Source organism: Companilactobacillus sp. y65-5, assembly GCF_057541095.1.
On the sequence record NZ_BAAJOA010000004.1, the window covers coordinates 98,347 to 114,189 of the forward strand.

Below are 15,843 nucleotides of genomic sequence, written 5' to 3' on the forward strand. Positions count from 1 at the left end.
AAATCATGAAATTGATGATTAATAATCAATAAATCACGGTGGGTCAGGTAACTGACATAGAAATAACTAAAATCACAGCCTTATAGGCTTATTTTTTTACACAAAATTAAGGAGATGAAATATATATGTATGCACCATTACCAAACGTCGGTCCAATGAATTGGATCGATGCAATGGAACACTTAGACAAAAATCCGTTGCTATTCACACTGGCAGTTTTAATTTTTGCCGATGTGATTACAGGGATTTCAAAATCATTAGTAACATCTACTACCGACAGTTCAATCGGTAAGAAAGGATTTGCTATTCATATCACGATCATACTGCTAGTATGGCTATTATATCCGTGGTCAGTCGCCATTGGATATGAGTGGGTAGGAGACGCAGTTTTATGGCTGTGGATATTTATGTATGCTACGTCAATCACAGAGAACGTAGGACAGATGGGATTACCATTACCACACTTTATCAAGGATAGGCTTAATAAATTAAATGATTACGCTGAAAATGGCGAACCTAAGAAAGAAAATAAGGAGACAAAAAAATGAATTTCAATGTCGATAATACTTTTGCGTTAGGAGCTAATGAAGGCTCATCGGTACAAACAGCGAACAAATTTATTGTTTTGCATGAGACAACTAATATTGGTGCAGAAGCCAATGCAAGCTATTTTAAGCACAATTGGGCTACTACACAAACTTATGTCCAATACGTCATTGGTGACGGTGGAAAAATCTACCAAGTCGGTGCTGACGGATATCAAGCGTGGGGAGCTGGTAGCTATGCTAATGCCAATTCACCAGTACAAATCGAGCTTGCTCGTACGACCGATAAAGCAACGTTTAAGAAAGATTATGAAACGTTCGTTAACTTTGCCATCTATAAAGCTAAACAATATGGTATTCCGCAAGTTTTAGATGGTTCAGGTAATGGAATTAAGACTCATTATTGGGTATCACAAAATATCTGGGGTTCACATACTGATCCAGTTCAGAGCTATTTAGAACCGTTTTGGGGTATCACACAAGAACAATTGGCACATGATATTGCAGTTGGTATTGAAGATGTAGTAGAGCCTAAGAAGACATTTACAAATATCAATAATGTTGTAACCACTCTCAAGGGTAATGTGAAGGCTTATGCTACTTACAAGCTCGATGGTTCAGCTAACTCTACTACCGATATCGCACCAGGAACTGGTTGGATTTCAGCTGGTATTGAGATGATTAATAAAGAGCCTCATTACTTGATTGGTGGAAATATTTACATTCCACAGTCAATCACAACCTTTAAAGACAAAGTGCTAATTAATTCAGACATCCCTGTACATGTTGTTAACCTAAAAGGTGAAGTAGTAGGTGCTAGCTTAGATGGTGGTTCGGCTTGGAAGTATGCAGCAGTCGTAAATGTACCTAAAGTGGGATATTGCTACAAGATCGCCACGGATATGTATCTACCACTCAAATATGCTCAAGGTTCAGGATTTAAAGGATAGTTTCGACACTTTTAAAAGAGTGTATAAAACTTAACTTATACAGAATTAATGTATACACTAATGCACAAAGTAAAGTAAAGCAAAGTAAATAATAATCAAGATTCAGAACAATTAGTCCCCACTCAATATTGAGTGAGGACTTTTTTTATTTGTCTAAAAATAATCAAAAAAATCATTGCATGGTAGATTGCAAATTTAATTCAATTATTTTTATACAAAAAAATCGCTAGTCAATTAAGACTAACGATTATAATTTGCATTCCCACTTTATTTTTTTTCATGACACACTCGTGACACACTTTTTTCATAATTATCTGTAATACATCGAAACTTTTAAAAAATAAAACGTTGATTTATCAGCATTTCATAACATATCGAAACGCATCGAAACCTATATAAGCGAACTACGAGAATCGAACTCGCGACACTAGCTTGGGAAGCTGGTATTTTACCATTAAACTAAGTTCGCATTAATTAACAACTACTAATTATACAACAAATAAATTTGAAAAGATAAACTTTCTATAAATTTATTAGACAAACTTCCAATATAAATTGATTTTTTGCCGGGATTACCATAGAATCAATGATGTTAGTACATATTAAGAAAAGTTTTTCCAAGGAGATTGAAATATGAAAAAAGCACTAGTTACATTATTAGCGACAGTTTCATTAATGGGTGTCGCTACCGTAGCCACTGGTTGTTCAAATTCCAGCACCAGCCAAACTCAACAATATTCTGCTGATAAGATCACTAAGGCAGAAATCAAAGGTCATGACTATGTTGGTGTGAGTGATAACAATAAGAATGAATACGTTACATTCTTTACAGGCAAGGACAACAAGAAAGTTCAATACGTCCGTGTGAATAAAGACGGTTCAAAGAAGACAATTACTAACTTCCAAAAAGCCAAACTTGTTATGAATAAGAAGAATCCTAAGAAGTTCAAGATTGATGGTTTCAGAATTATCGCTGAACCTGATTTTGAATGGAACTTCGTTAAAGTTGGCAAGACAACAATCAAATCTCCTGATGGTAAAAAGTGGAAATTATATCAAGGCAGCCATAAAAAGGCTATAAAAGAAGTTCAAAAGAACGCAAAATAAGATAATTATATTAAAATGATCAAAAATATCGAAATTAATCGAATTTTTACGATCATTTTTTTATTTATCTATTTTTTTGAGAGATAATGATTGCTATTATTAGTTTTATGACGTATAGTTAATGCATTGTGTTAGTAGTTAAGTGTAGGTTTCATTTCACATTCATGGATGAATTTCTGAGCTTTACTTTAAATGCAAAAAAAATATAATGCGCATAGCGCGGAGGTTTCATTCATAATGGAAAACGGAACAGTTAAATGGTTTAACGCAGACAAAGGCTTTGGTTTTATTACTCGTGAAGATGGCAGTGATGTATTCGTACATTTCTCAGCTATCCAAGGTGACGGCTTCAAGACATTGGACGAAGGCCAACACGTAACATTCGACGTTGAAGACAGCGATCGTGGACCACAAGCTACAAACGTTGTTAAAGACTAATTATTAGTTTTTTAAGAGCAGTCCCTCAGGATTGCTCTTTTTTTGTGCTTAAAATTTGCCTTTGAGATCGATTCTCGCTAAGATGTAAGGGACATATAGAGTTTCATAAAATATATTTTGAGAGGGCGATTAGTCATGTTTAAGTTTCAAACTAAACTAGGATCATTGATTGGTTCAATTGGCGGCGACATCTTAGGCGAATTGTTCGTTCTACGTGATAAATTAATTAATAGTAAAAAATAAAGAAATCTTTCGATGGATATATCGAGAGGTTTCTTTTTTTGATTTATGACTGGAAATAGCAACTTTTTACAAAAAAACATCATTTCTGAAAACGCTTATAAAATTTTGCCATATTTTTTTGTAAGTAGGGAAAATTAAATATGGGTTAAGTACCTTCTAATTTTATGTACCTATTGTCACTGTTGGCGCCAATTATGGGGAGGTTAAAATATTAGAAAATAAAAAAATACATGAAAAAGTTGTGAAATCGCTTGCAAAGTACATCTTAGTATTATATTGTGGTTATTGGTAACGGAATACAAATAAGGAGTGATTATTTTATGACTAAACCAATTCATGTTACATCAGAGATTGGCAAACTAGATGTAGTAATGTTAAAACGTCCCGCTGAGGAAGTTGAAAATATTACACCCGACACAATGCCCCGACTATTGTTCGATGACATCCCATATTTGCCAATTGCTCAAAAAGAGCATGACAATTTCGCCCAAATTTTACGTGATAACGGAACAGAAGTTCTTTATCTAGAAAACTTGGCAGCTGAAGCTATCGATGCAGGAGATGTTAAAAACGCATTTCTTGACAAGATGCTAGCAGAATCAGGCTACGCAGTAGGATCAGATCATGACGCATTGAAGGAATACTTGATGAGTCTTGATACACAAGCAATGGTTAACAAGATCATGGCAGGTGTTCGTAAGAACGAACTTGACTTTACCCCGACAGACTTAGTAAGTGCTGCTGAAGATCCAGACTATCCATTCTTCATGGATCCTATGCCTAACCTATACTTTACACGTGACCCTGCAGCATCAATCGGTGACGGATTAAGTATTAACCGTATGACATTCGCTGCAAGACAACGTGAATCAATGTTTATGGAAACAATCATTGATCATCATCCACGTTTTGCAAACAAGGGTCTACATGTATGGCGTAACAGAGATCATACAAACCGTATCGAAGGTGGAGACGAACTTGTATTAAGCAACCACGTATTAGCAATTGGTGTTTCACAAAGAACATCAGCAACTGCTATTCAAGACATTGCTAGAAACTTGTTCAAGGAAGATAGTGGTTTCGATACAGTTATCGCTATTTCTATTCCACATAACCACGCTATGATGCATTTGGATACTGTATTCACAATGATCAATACTGATCAATTTACAGTTCACCCAGGAATTCTTGGCGAAGGTGGAAAGATCGATACATGGACAATTCACCCAGGTAAAGATGGCGAATTGACAATGGAACATAATCAAGACCTTAAGGCAGTTCTTAAGAGTGCCCTTGACCTTGATGACTTAGACTTGATCCCAACAGGTAACGGTGATCCAATCGTTGCTCCTAGAGAACAATGGAATGATGGTTCTAACACATTAGCAATCGCACCTGGTGTTGTTGTTACATATGATAGAAACTACGTATCAAATGAAATGTTAAGACAACACGGCTTGAAGGTATTGGAGACAATATCAAGTGAATTATCACGTGGTCGTGGGGGTCCTCGTTGCATGAGTATGCCATTAGTTCGTGAAGACTTAAAGTAATTAATTAAATTAAAATTATATATTCAACTGCAAACCTCATGCAGTTTAGGAGGACATTAATTTGGACTATCAAGGAAAAGAAACATCAGTATTTCAAGGCAGAAGCCTTTTAGCAGAAAAATACTTCACACCAGCTGAACTAGAATACTTAATCGACTTCAGTATTCACTTGAAAGCTCTTAAGAAGAAGGGTATTTCACATAAATACCTAGACGGCAAGAACATTGCACTTCTATTTGAAAAGAACTCAACACGTACACGTTCAGCATTTACAACAGCTGCAATCGACTTAGGTGCACACCCAGAATTCTTAGGTGCTAACGACATTCAACTTGGTAAAAAAGAAAGTGTTGAAGATACAGCTATTGTTCTTGGTAGCATGTTTGACGGAATCGAATTTAGAGGATTCAGTCAACAAGTTGTTGAAGATCTTGCTAAATATTCAGGCGTTCCAGTTTGGAATGGTTTAACTGATGAATGGCATCCAACACAAATGATTGCTGATTTCATGACAATGAAGGAAACATTCGGAACACTTAAAGGCAAGACATTGACATTCGTTGGTGATGGACGTAACAACATGGCCAACAGTTTCTTAGTAACAGGTTCAATGCTTGGTGTTAATATCCACATTGTTGCTCCTAAAGAACTCTTCCCAGAAGATGATGTTGTTAAGGCAGCTCAAGAATATGCTGACAAGTCTGGAAGCAAATTCTTGATCACTGACGACATCGACGAAGGTGTTAAAGGCTCAAATGTTATCTATACTGACGTATGGGTATCAATGGGTGAAGAAAGTCAATGGGACGAAAGAATCAAACTTCTAAAACCATATCAAGTAAACATGGATATGATGAAGAAGACTGGATTACCAGATGATCAAGTAATCTTTATGCACTGCTTACCAGCTTTCCACGATATCAAGACTGAATACGGCCAAGATATCAATAAGAAGTATGGTTTAACAGAAATGGAAGTAACTGATGAAGTATTCAGAAGCAAGTATGCTCGTCAATTTGAAGAAGCAGAAAACAGAATGCACTCCATCAAGGCCATTATGGCAGCCACTCTAGGTAACTTGTTCATTCCTAAGGTTTAATCAGTTATTGAAGAAGAGCTAATCTAATGGGTTGGCTCTTTTTTGCTTTAAGATACTAATGAAGAGAAACAGGGGGAACTGTTTCTCTTTAGTTAATTGTAGAGTGGAGAGAAAACCAATTTTCAAGACTCATTTAATAGAGTGAAACAAAGTGATTAGTCACGGATCATTACTCCGGTCAATCGTTGTTTCACATAGTGAAGCGATGATTATCGCAGTAAACGCAGTTGGCATGGCTTTGTGAACTCCTATTCCGATTCTAAAAATTAGAGAGAATGTATGATTATGGAAGAAAAAAAGGGATTATCACTAGGCGCTCTTACAGCTGCCGTAGTTACTAGTTCTATAGGTTCTGGTGTATTTACACTAACTAGCTCTTTGGCTGGAGGGGCCGCACCCGGTCCAGTTCTACTAGCATGGGTCGTAGTTGGTTTTGGTATTTTAATGCTAGCAATGGCATTAAATAATTTATTGTTAAAGAATCCTGAGGCCGAAGGTATTCACGCATATGCCCAAGCCGGATTCGGTAATTTTGCCGGATTTGTAAGTGGTTGGGGATACTGGTTAAGTGCCTGGCTAGGAAACGTTGCTTTCGCTACAGTTCTGATGAGTTCATTAGGTTACTTCTTCAAAGTATTTGCCGGTGGACAGAATTTACCATCAATTATAGTTGCAAGTATTGTTTCATGGATTTTGACATATATCGTTAACCGTGGTGTTGAATCAGCTGCGGCTATGAATACGATCATTACTATTTGTAAGTTGATTCCGTTGTTTGCTTTTATCGTTGTTGCTATTTTCGTCTTCAAGGGCGGAATGTTCACAGCTCACTTCTGGAGTAACGTTGCTTCTGGTGTTGCTGGTGGCGATAACTCATGGACACAATTCAAGTCATGTTTAATGATCATGATGTGGGTGTTCGTTGGTGTCGAAGGAGCAAGCATGCTTTCATCACGTGCCGAAAGTAAGAACGACGCTGGTAAGGCCACTATTATTGGTATTGTCAGTCTGTTAGTTATTTATGTTTTGGCTTCAGTATTGCCATATGGCTACATGTCACAAAATGCCTTAGCTAAGATCGATCAACCAGCTATGCTTTATATTTTCCAAGATATGGTTGGTAAATGGGGCGGTATCTTTATCGCCATTGGTTTGATCATTGCTATTTTAGGTTCATGGTTATCATGGACAATGTTACCAGCTGATACAACAATGTTGATGGCTGAAGAAAAGCTTCTACCTTCTTCGTTTGGTAAGAAAAACAAGAATGGTGCACCTACATTTTCACTTATTTTAACAGCATCACTTATCCAAATTTTCTTATTCGTTCTATTGTTCTCAGAGGAGGCTTATAACTTTGCCTTGTCACTATGTACAGCTGCTATCGTTGTTTGTTATATCTTCGTTGGTTTGTATCAAATCAAGTTTTCATATCAAAATAAAGATACAAAACAAATGTGGATCGGTATTTTTGCTGCAGGTTTCCAAATTTTTGCCATTATTTTGGCCGGTGTTCATTATTTAATGCTTGTATGTATCGGATATATTCCTGGAATTTACTTCTACTACAAGGCTAAGAAAGAATTTAATATTGACGGTGGAAAGTTGACAAGATCTGAAATCATTTATTCAATTCTTCTCGTTGTTTTTGCCGTTGCAAGTATTGTAATGGTCGCAACTGGAGCAATTTCAATTTAGGAGAGTGTGAAGAATGAAAATACCTGAATTTGGTGTTGAAGGCTGGCTAAATGTCTATGAACGTGAGGCTAAGTATGATTTAGCACAAAGTACAATTACTTCATTCACAATGAATGAATTAGTTAACTTAGCAGACTCAGACGTTTATGGCGAGCTGGATCAACAAAAAATGAACTACGGTTGGATCGAAGGTTCACCAACCTTTAAAAATGAAATAAGTAAGTTATACAAAAACGTTGACCCCGACAACGTTTTACAAACAAATGGTGCTACTGGAGCCAATATGTTGGCAATCTATTCGTTGATAGAACCAGGAGACCATGTGATCAGCGTATATCCAAGCTATCAACAACTCTATGACATCCCTAAGTCATTAGGTGCTGATGTTAGTTTTTGGAAGTTACGTGAAGAAGATAATTGGTACCCGGATATTGAGGAATTAAAACAAATGATCCGTCCAAATACTAAGATGATTTGTATTAATAACGCCAATAATCCAACAGGTACGATCTTGGATCGTAAATTTATGGAACAAGTAGTCGAAGTTGCTAAAACTGTCGGCGCATATGTTTTAGTGGATGAAGTTTATCTTCCATTCGATGATTCCGTAGATTTTGCGCCAATCATTGACTTGTACGATAAAGGTATCTCAACTAATTCATTATCAAAGACATACTCTATGCCTGGAATCCGTGTTGGTTGGACTGCAACTAATAGCGAACTTGCTGATATATTCAGAAAATATCGTGACTACACGATGATTTGTTCTGGAGTTTTCAGTGACCAAGCAGCATGTCTTGTTTTGCAAAACCGTGATAAGGTTCTTGCCCGCAACAAGAAGATCGTTCTTGATAATTTGAATATTTTCAAGGAATGGGTTGAACGCACTCCTAAGGTCAGCTGCGTGTTCCCTAACGGAGTTTCAACATCATTCATCAAAATGGATACAAAGAAGTCCAGTATAGACTTCTGTCGTGATTTATTGAAGGACACAGGTGTGCTATTAGTACCCGGTGAAGCCTTTGATGTGCCTGGTCATGCAAGATTAGGTTACTGTGCACCAACAGAAACACTTAAAAAAGGTTTGGAAGTTTTAGGAGACTACCTAGAAAAAAATTAAGTTTGAAAACTATATCATAAAAAATTAATTAATTTCTGAGGAGAGATTTTATAATGACAAAAGAACGTATAGTAGTAGCATTAGGTGGAAACGCAATTTTGAGTTCAGACGCTAGTGCTGAAGCACAACAAGCAGCTGTTAAGAAGACTTGTGAATCATTAGTAGAATTCGTTAAAAATGGTAAAGAATTGATCATCACTCACGGAAATGGTCCCCAAGTAGGTAATTTATTATTACAACAAGCAGCAGCAGATAGTGAAAAAAACCCAGCACTTCCACTAGATACATGTGGTGCCATGACAGAAGGTAGCATTGGTTATTGGTTCCAAAATGCTATGAAAGAAGTTATGTTGAAAAACGGAATTGACAAGCAAGTTGTAACATTAGTTACACAAACGATCGTCGACAAGGACGACCCTGCCTTTGGAGATCCAACAAAGCCAATCGGTCCTTTCTACAAAGAAGAAGAAGTTGAACAACTTCAAAAAGATCATCCAGACTGGACTATCATCGAAGATGCTGGTCGTGGATACAGACGTGTCGTTCCATCACCAAAACCTGTTGAAATCAACGAATATCCAGCTATCAAAGCAATCACTGAAGCCGGTGTAATTCCTATTGTTGCCGGTGGTGGTGGTATCCCTGTTGTTAAAGACGGAGATAGACTAGTTGGTAAAGAAGCTGTTATCGATAAAGACTTCGGTGCATCAAAGATCGCTCAACTTGTTAATGCTGATAAGTTAATCATTCTTACATCCGTTGGTGGTGTATTTTATAACTTTGGTAAACCAAATCAAGAAGAAATTTTTGATGTTACAGCTAGTGAAGTACAAGAACATATCGATCGTGATGAGTTTGCTAAAGGTAGCATGATGCCTAAGGTTAAGGCAGCTGTTAGCTTCGTAAATGCAACAGGCAAACCAGCTGTTATCGGTGCTTTAGATGATGTTAAAGAAATCATCGCTGGAGATAAAGGAACTGTTATTCACAAATAAGTATTGTTATTGTGAAAATTATGTGCTACCATATTTGTGCAAAAGAAGGAATAATTAGTCGGTAGATTCTAAGCGAGATCAGGCCTTGGTGAGAGCTGATCGATTCGATGATTAAGTCGCACTTTCTTTACAATTGAATAAATTTAATAATGAGTGGATATTAATCAATTAGAGTGGTACCGCGGGAAATCTCGTCTCTTTCAATAAGTGATCTTAGTGATCTTATTGAATGAGGCGTTTTTTTTATCCAGAGGAGGAAAATATGGATTCAAAGAAATTAGTTGTAGAGACATTACTCAAAGTTTTACCTGATGAAATTACGGAAGAGCAAGTACAAAAGTTAGTCGAGAAACCTAAGACATCAGATTTAGGTGATTATGCATTCCCAACATTTATTTTGGCAAAATCATTACACAAGGCACCAAATATGATTGCTGAAGACTTGGTTGGCGAGATCAATCAAGATGGATTTGAAAAAGTAGTCAATACTGGAGCATATATTAATTTCTTCTTGGATAAGAACGAGTTCTCAAACGACGTATTACACGCCGTAATCAACGGTAAATCAGATTATGGTGACCAAGACGAGGGTAAGGGTAGAAACGTCCCTATCGACATGTCATCGCCTAATATCGCTAAACCAATGTCAATGGGTCACCTACGTTCAACAGTTATTGGTAATTCAGTTGCTAAAATCGAAAAGAAATTGGGCTATCAACCAATTAAAATCAATCACTTGGGTGACTGGGGAACACAATTTGGTAAGTTGATCGTTGGATACAGGATGTGGGGCTCAGAAAAAGACGTTGAGGCAGATCCTATCAACAACTTGTTGAAGTATTACGTACGTTTCCATGAGGAAGCAGAAGACAATCCAGAACTTGATGACGAGGCACGTGCTTGGTTCAAGAAGATGGAAGATGGTGACGAAGAAGCTCTTAAATTATGGGCATGGTTCAAGGAATTGTCACTTAAAGAATTCGATCGTATCTACGACCGTCTAGGTGTTAAGTTTGATCACTATACTGGTGAATCATTCTACAATGACAAGATGGACGCTATCGTTGATACATTGAGAGAAAAAGGCTTGTTGATTGAGAGTCGTGGTGCTGAAATCGTTGACTTGTCAGAATATGACTTATCACCAGCTTTGATTCGAAAGACTGATGGCGCAACATTGTACATCACACGTGATTTGGCAGCCGCTAAGTATCGTAAAGATACATTTGACTTCGTTAAATCATTGTACGTTGTTGGTAGTGAACAAAGTGAACATTTCAAGAAGCTCAAGCTTGTATTAAAGAAAATGGGCTATGATTGGTCAGATGATATTACACATATCGAATTTGGACTTATCACAACAGGTGGTAAGAAGTTATCTACACGTAAAGGTAGAGTTATCTTACTAGAAGACGTATTGCAAGATGCTGTTGATCTAGCTAAGAAACAAATCAATGAAAAGAACCCAGATCTTAAGAATAAAGATGCAGTTGCTGAAGCAGTTGGTGTTGGTGCGGTAGTATTCCATGATCTTAAGAACGAAAGACGTGATAGCTTCGACTTTAATCTTGAAGAAGTTGTTCGTTTTGAAGGTGAAACTGGTCCTTACGTTCAATACACAAATGCTCGTGCATTGAGCATCCTAAGAAAAGCTGCCGACGTTGATTACTCAGGCGCAGACAACATGTCACTAGATGATCCTGAAGCATGGGATACAATTAAGTTACTTCAAGAATTCCCTGAAGTTATCAAACGTGCCGGTCGTGTCTACGAACCTTCAGTAATCGCTAAGTATTCATTGAAACTTGCTAAGAGCTTCAACCAATATTACGCACACAGCAAGATTCTTAACGATGACGAAGGACTAAAGGCAAGATTAGCTCTTGTTAAGTCAGTAACAACAGTATTACAAGAATCACTAGACTTGTTAGGTGTTAAGGCACCAGAAGAAATGTAGGTCGTCGTGACTTGAGTCGAAAACTATTCGTTGAATTATCAGAAGTAAAGACCACAGTTCTCGATGCAGCATGGTTCATCCTTGCTGTAAGTTATGCCTACATAAAATTCAATACCTATGATTTTATCAATGGGATACTTGGATTGGTTGCAGTATTGTTTTTTCACGTGATTATTAACTTTCACAATAATTATATGGATTACAAAAACTCAAAAGATCTGGAGTATCGAAAAAAGATAAGCACCATCGGTATTAATCGTGAATCACTGGCAACAGTCAAAAAATGGATGTACGGTTTGACCATTTTTCCATTAATAATTGGCGCTTTCCTAGTATACAGAACTGGATGGCCGACCTTGGTGATCGGGGTCATCTGCGTCGGTATCGGATTGTTATACTCAGGAGGTCCAAAGCCACTCAATTCAACAATGTTTGGAGAAATAGTGGTGGCTGTTGCCATATCCATTCTGATTCCGGTAACTTATTCATACATTGGATTAGTTGGAACTGGAAATTTTGATTCAAGTTCGGCAATCGATATTATCGTTATCTGTTTACCGAATACATTCGCAATTTTTGCCGCACAGTTGTGTAACGACACTTGCGATCTTGAGTCAGATATAAAAAATGGCCGTCATACGTTGGTTTACCACATTGGAAAGACCAATGCATTGAGTTTGTTTAAGGCAAGTTGGGCATTAACATTCCTGTTGATCCCTATCTTAGCCATTCTAAGGGTGGTACCTTACACAACCTTGATCGTGATACTACTCTATCCCACAATTTGGGATTTGTTCCATCCATATCTGAAAGGACAAGTCAAAACGCAGACATATCCTTCAGTTATCAAAGCTGTAACTCTATTAGTTGTCACATACATATTTTTAATTGCTGTCGGGGCGATTATTAATAAAATAATGTTATTACTGTAGTTGCAACTCCTCAGAAAGAGTCCTAAAAAATCACTCCTAAAACTTCTTTCTGAAATAAACAAAATAAAGAAGCCAACTGATCTGTCGGGGATCGGTTGGCTTCTTTTTTTTGGAAAGAGTTAAAAAATCACTCCTAAAACTTCTTATCGCTCAGAACATATTGGTAATGAAGTCGGTCATAAAGTCGGGTAGATCGGCTTCAACCGTTTGAATGTCGTCTGAAAAGGGCTTAATAAAATTTAACTCATGAGCGAACAACATTAGATTACCATTCTTTGGCTCATTATTGTAGAGTAAATCGTTAATTATTGGCCACTTTTTACTACTTAAGTGTACTCTTAGTTGATGTGTTCTTCCAGTCAGTAAGTTTAGTCTTAATAATGCATATTTTTTGTTTTGTTTTATGACTTCATACTCAGTGATAGCATCTTGACCATCCTGTCTGACCATCCGTTTTCGTTTGTCATTTGGATCCAATCCGATCGGCGATTTGATAATACCGCGCTTCTGATTTATTGGACTATTCAGATCAACTATTGCTAAATATTCACGATGCAATGACTTAGAACTCAATTGTTGATTAAAAATCGGAACTAAATATGGTGTTTTGCAGATCAATACTAAACCACTAGTCTCCATATCGATTCGATGGACCATATATGGATGTTGCGGTGTTAGATATGTTTCGACATCATTCATTAGTGAATCATTTTCAGTTTTCAAATTAGGATGAGATTTTATCCCAGCTCGCTTATTTACAACGATAATGTCGTCATTTTCATAACAAACTTCAACCTTGTGATGTCCTGGTAAGTATGTTTGGTCTTGCGAACGTGGTGGAAAGTTAAAATTCAGCGTGACTAAGTCGTTGTTTTTTACGATTGTATTGAAGGGATGATATTCTCCGTTGATCAATACGTCATGCTGAATTCTAAAAAAGTGTTGCCATTTTTTAGGAATCAACCATTTTTTTAATAATTCTCGAATGGTAATATCATGGTCATTTGAACTAGAATACTTGATTTGACGGTGATACATTAATTAATCTCTCCTTAAGAATTTTTTTGTAATTCAAAAACATAGCAATAATGTGATAAAATTTACCTTTATAGCAGAGGTATTAACAATGAATAATAATAATGGTTTTTGGGATTGGTTAAAACCAAAATTACAAATTGCTTGGGCCTTTATTAGGAAATACTGGCGAAGGTTCCAACTAACACGTTGGTTGATCTTGCTTTTCCTAATACTGGTTTTGGTTTTAAGTTCATTTTGGACTTATCAAGCCAAGACAGCAAATGTTGAAGATCTTAAATCATCGTTGCAGACTAAGACAACGGTACTAGATAAGGATAATGACGATGCTGGTGAGTTGTATGCCAGCAAAGGGACATATGTAAGTTTAGACAAGATTTCAAAAAATATCCAGAATGCAGTTATTTCTACCGAGGATAGGAGTTTTTGGACTAATCCCGGTTTCAGTATTAAAGGATACGCAAGATCAGCTCTTGGATACTTGATCTACCATCGGATCACTGGTGGTGGTAGTACGATCACGCAGCAATTGGCTAAGAACTCACTGTTGACGCAAAAGCAAACTTTATGGCGTAAGGGTGAAGAATTATTTTTATCAATTGAAATAAATCGAGTATATTCCAAGAAAAATATTTTGACGATGTATTTGAACAATGCATACTTTGGTAATGGTGTATGGGGAGTACAAGATGCTTCCGAAAAGTATTTTGGTAAGAATGCTAGTGAATTAGAAGCTGGGGATGCAGCAGTTCTGGCAGCTACTCTGAAGGGTTCTACGATGTATAACCCGATAGATAATATGAGTAATTCGAAGTCCCGTCGTAATCTGGTTTTAGACTTGATGGTGCAGAATAACAAATTAACTTCATCTCAAGCTAGTTATTATAAGGATCAACCAATTACGTTAGTTGATAATTACGATGGTGGTAATTCTTATAAATATCCATATTTCTTTGACGCCGTCATCGCTGAAGCTGTCAATAAGTACGGCATCAGTGAAGATGATATTTTGAACAAAGGCTATAAGATCTATACGACCTTGGATCAAAGTATCCAAAAATCAATGGAAAATACTTTTGATAATAGTTATTTGTTCCCAGCGAATGCGGCTGATGGGACAAATGTTCAAGGTGCATCAGTGGCAGTTAGTCCAACTAACGGTGGGGTACTTGCAATCGTTGGTGGACGTGGAGAGCATACATTTAGAGGCTTCAATCGTGGAACTCAGATGAAGCGGCAACCCGGGTCCACGATTAAGCCGTTAGCTGTTTATACGCCAGCTATTGAAAATGGATATAGCTACGATTCTGAACTGCCCGATCAGATAACCAGTTTTGGTAAGAACAAGTACACTCCTACTAACGCTGACGGGTTGTATCAAGATGAGATCCCGATGTATAAGGCATTGGCACAGAGTGAGAATGTTCCTGCCGTCGCCTTATTAGATAAGATCGGTGTTAAAAAAGGTGTCTCATCGGTTGAAAACTTCGGAATAAAAGTTCATAAGAATGACCGTAATTTGGCATTAGCACTCGGTGGGTTGGAAACAGGGGTGTCACCATTGCAGATGGCACGGGCTTACACTGCGTTTGCGAACGATGGAAAATTATCAGAAACACACTTTATCCGAAAAATCGTTGATTCAACTGGGACGGTGATCGTTGATAATACCAGTAATTCGACTAAACAGATCATCAGTAAGGATACGGCTAAGGAAATGACTAGTATGATGCTTGGAGTCTATAACGAGGGTACTGGTAAAACGGCTAAGCCTAGTGGTTATAAGATTGCTGGTAAGACTGGTAGTACTGAGGTACCGAGTTCATATGGTTATGCTGGGACCAAGGATCAATGGATGATAGGTTATACTCCTGATATCGTTGTAGCCAGCTGGATTGGTTTCGATCAAACTGACAAGGATCATTTCTTGTATGGTGTCAGTGAAACGGGAGTAGCGTCATTATTCAAATCTGAAATGACCAATATTTTACCTTATACTGATAACACGAGCTTTGGCGTCAAGGATGCAGCCACGATCGCAAATGAGGATCAAAACGATGATAGTGGCAGCGGAAATGATTTCGCTAAATCTTTTGAAGATGGTGTAAATAACATTAAAGACAAGGCTTCGGAATGGTATAATGATGTTAAGAATTTTTTTGGTCAGTAGG

13 protein-coding genes and 1 tRNA gene are annotated in these 15,843 nt (G+C 37.3%); 12 read left to right on the forward strand and 2 right to left on the reverse strand.

Annotated elements, in window-relative coordinates; genetic code table 11:
• Positions 1-125 precede the first annotated feature (125 nt).
• Positions 126-548 (forward strand): phage holin family protein, encoded by a 423-nt coding sequence (locus AC27FM_RS08495; RefSeq protein WP_487087333.1) that lies wholly within the window; start codon positions 126-128, stop codon positions 546-548.
• Complete coding sequence (locus tag AC27FM_RS08500) at positions 545-1,495, forward strand: peptidoglycan recognition protein family protein (protein WP_487087335.1); 951 nt, start codon at positions 545-547, stop codon at positions 1,493-1,495. The genes AC27FM_RS08495 and AC27FM_RS08500 overlap by 4 nt, the downstream gene beginning before the upstream one ends.
• Before the next feature lie 398 nt (positions 1,496-1,893).
• On the opposite strand, the gene AC27FM_RS08505 is transcribed toward AC27FM_RS08500, so the two are convergent.
• A tRNA-Gly gene (locus AC27FM_RS08505) sits at positions 1,894-1,964 on the reverse strand.
• Between the two features lie 164 nt (positions 1,965-2,128).
• Between AC27FM_RS08505 and AC27FM_RS08510 the strand changes: the two genes are divergently transcribed.
• From AC27FM_RS08510 to AC27FM_RS08550, 9 genes are all read left to right on the forward strand, one after another.
• The gene (locus AC27FM_RS08510) at positions 2,129-2,602 is read left to right on the forward strand and encodes a hypothetical protein (protein ID WP_487087337.1); all 474 of its coding nucleotides are present in this window, start codon (positions 2,129-2,131) and stop codon (positions 2,600-2,602) included.
• Between the two features lie 237 nt (positions 2,603-2,839).
• Positions 2,840-3,040, forward strand: coding sequence for a cold-shock protein (locus AC27FM_RS08515; protein WP_487087339.1), 201 nt, complete (start codon positions 2,840-2,842; stop codon positions 3,038-3,040).
• Positions 3,041-3,603: 563 nt separating this feature from the next.
• Positions 3,604-4,836, forward strand: coding sequence for an arginine deiminase (arcA, locus tag AC27FM_RS08520; protein ID WP_487087341.1), 1,233 nt, complete (start codon positions 3,604-3,606; stop codon positions 4,834-4,836).
• Between the two features lie 61 nt (positions 4,837-4,897).
• The gene (argF, locus tag AC27FM_RS08525; RefSeq protein ID WP_487087343.1) at positions 4,898-5,935 is read left to right on the forward strand and encodes an ornithine carbamoyltransferase; all 1,038 of its coding nucleotides are present in this window, start codon (positions 4,898-4,900) and stop codon (positions 5,933-5,935) included.
• A 285-nt stretch (positions 5,936-6,220) separates the two neighbouring features.
• Positions 6,221-7,633: an arginine-ornithine antiporter gene (gene arcD, locus AC27FM_RS08530; protein ID WP_487087345.1), complete on the forward strand. Its 1,413-nt coding sequence runs from the start codon at positions 6,221-6,223 to the stop codon at positions 7,631-7,633.
• Between the two features lie 13 nt (positions 7,634-7,646).
• Positions 7,647-8,753, forward strand: coding sequence for an aminotransferase (locus AC27FM_RS08535; RefSeq protein WP_487087347.1), 1,107 nt, complete (start codon positions 7,647-7,649; stop codon positions 8,751-8,753).
• A gap of 53 nt (positions 8,754-8,806) precedes the next feature.
• Positions 8,807-9,748, forward strand: a complete 942-nt coding sequence (gene arcC, locus AC27FM_RS08540) for a carbamate kinase (RefSeq protein WP_487087349.1) — start codon at positions 8,807-8,809, stop codon at positions 9,746-9,748.
• Positions 9,749-10,010: 262 nt separating this feature from the next.
• The gene (gene argS, locus AC27FM_RS08545; RefSeq protein ID WP_487087351.1) at positions 10,011-11,705 is read left to right on the forward strand and encodes an arginine--tRNA ligase; all 1,695 of its coding nucleotides are present in this window, start codon (positions 10,011-10,013) and stop codon (positions 11,703-11,705) included.
• Between the two features lie 11 nt (positions 11,706-11,716).
• A complete protein-coding gene (locus AC27FM_RS08550) occupies positions 11,717-12,637 on the forward strand; it encodes a prenyltransferase (RefSeq protein WP_487087353.1) in 921 nt (306 codons plus the stop codon).
• A gap of 150 nt (positions 12,638-12,787) precedes the next feature.
• On the opposite strand, the gene AC27FM_RS08555 is transcribed toward AC27FM_RS08550, so the two are convergent.
• A complete protein-coding gene (locus AC27FM_RS08555) occupies positions 12,788-13,675 on the reverse strand; it encodes an RluA family pseudouridine synthase (RefSeq protein WP_487087355.1) in 888 nt (295 codons plus the stop codon).
• A gap of 88 nt (positions 13,676-13,763) precedes the next feature.
• Here AC27FM_RS08555 and AC27FM_RS08560 point away from each other — a divergent pair, with 88 nt between their 5' ends.
• Complete coding sequence (locus AC27FM_RS08560; protein ID WP_487087357.1) at positions 13,764-15,842, forward strand: PBP1A family penicillin-binding protein; 2,079 nt, start codon at positions 13,764-13,766, stop codon at positions 15,840-15,842.
• Position 15,843 lies beyond the last annotated feature (1 nt).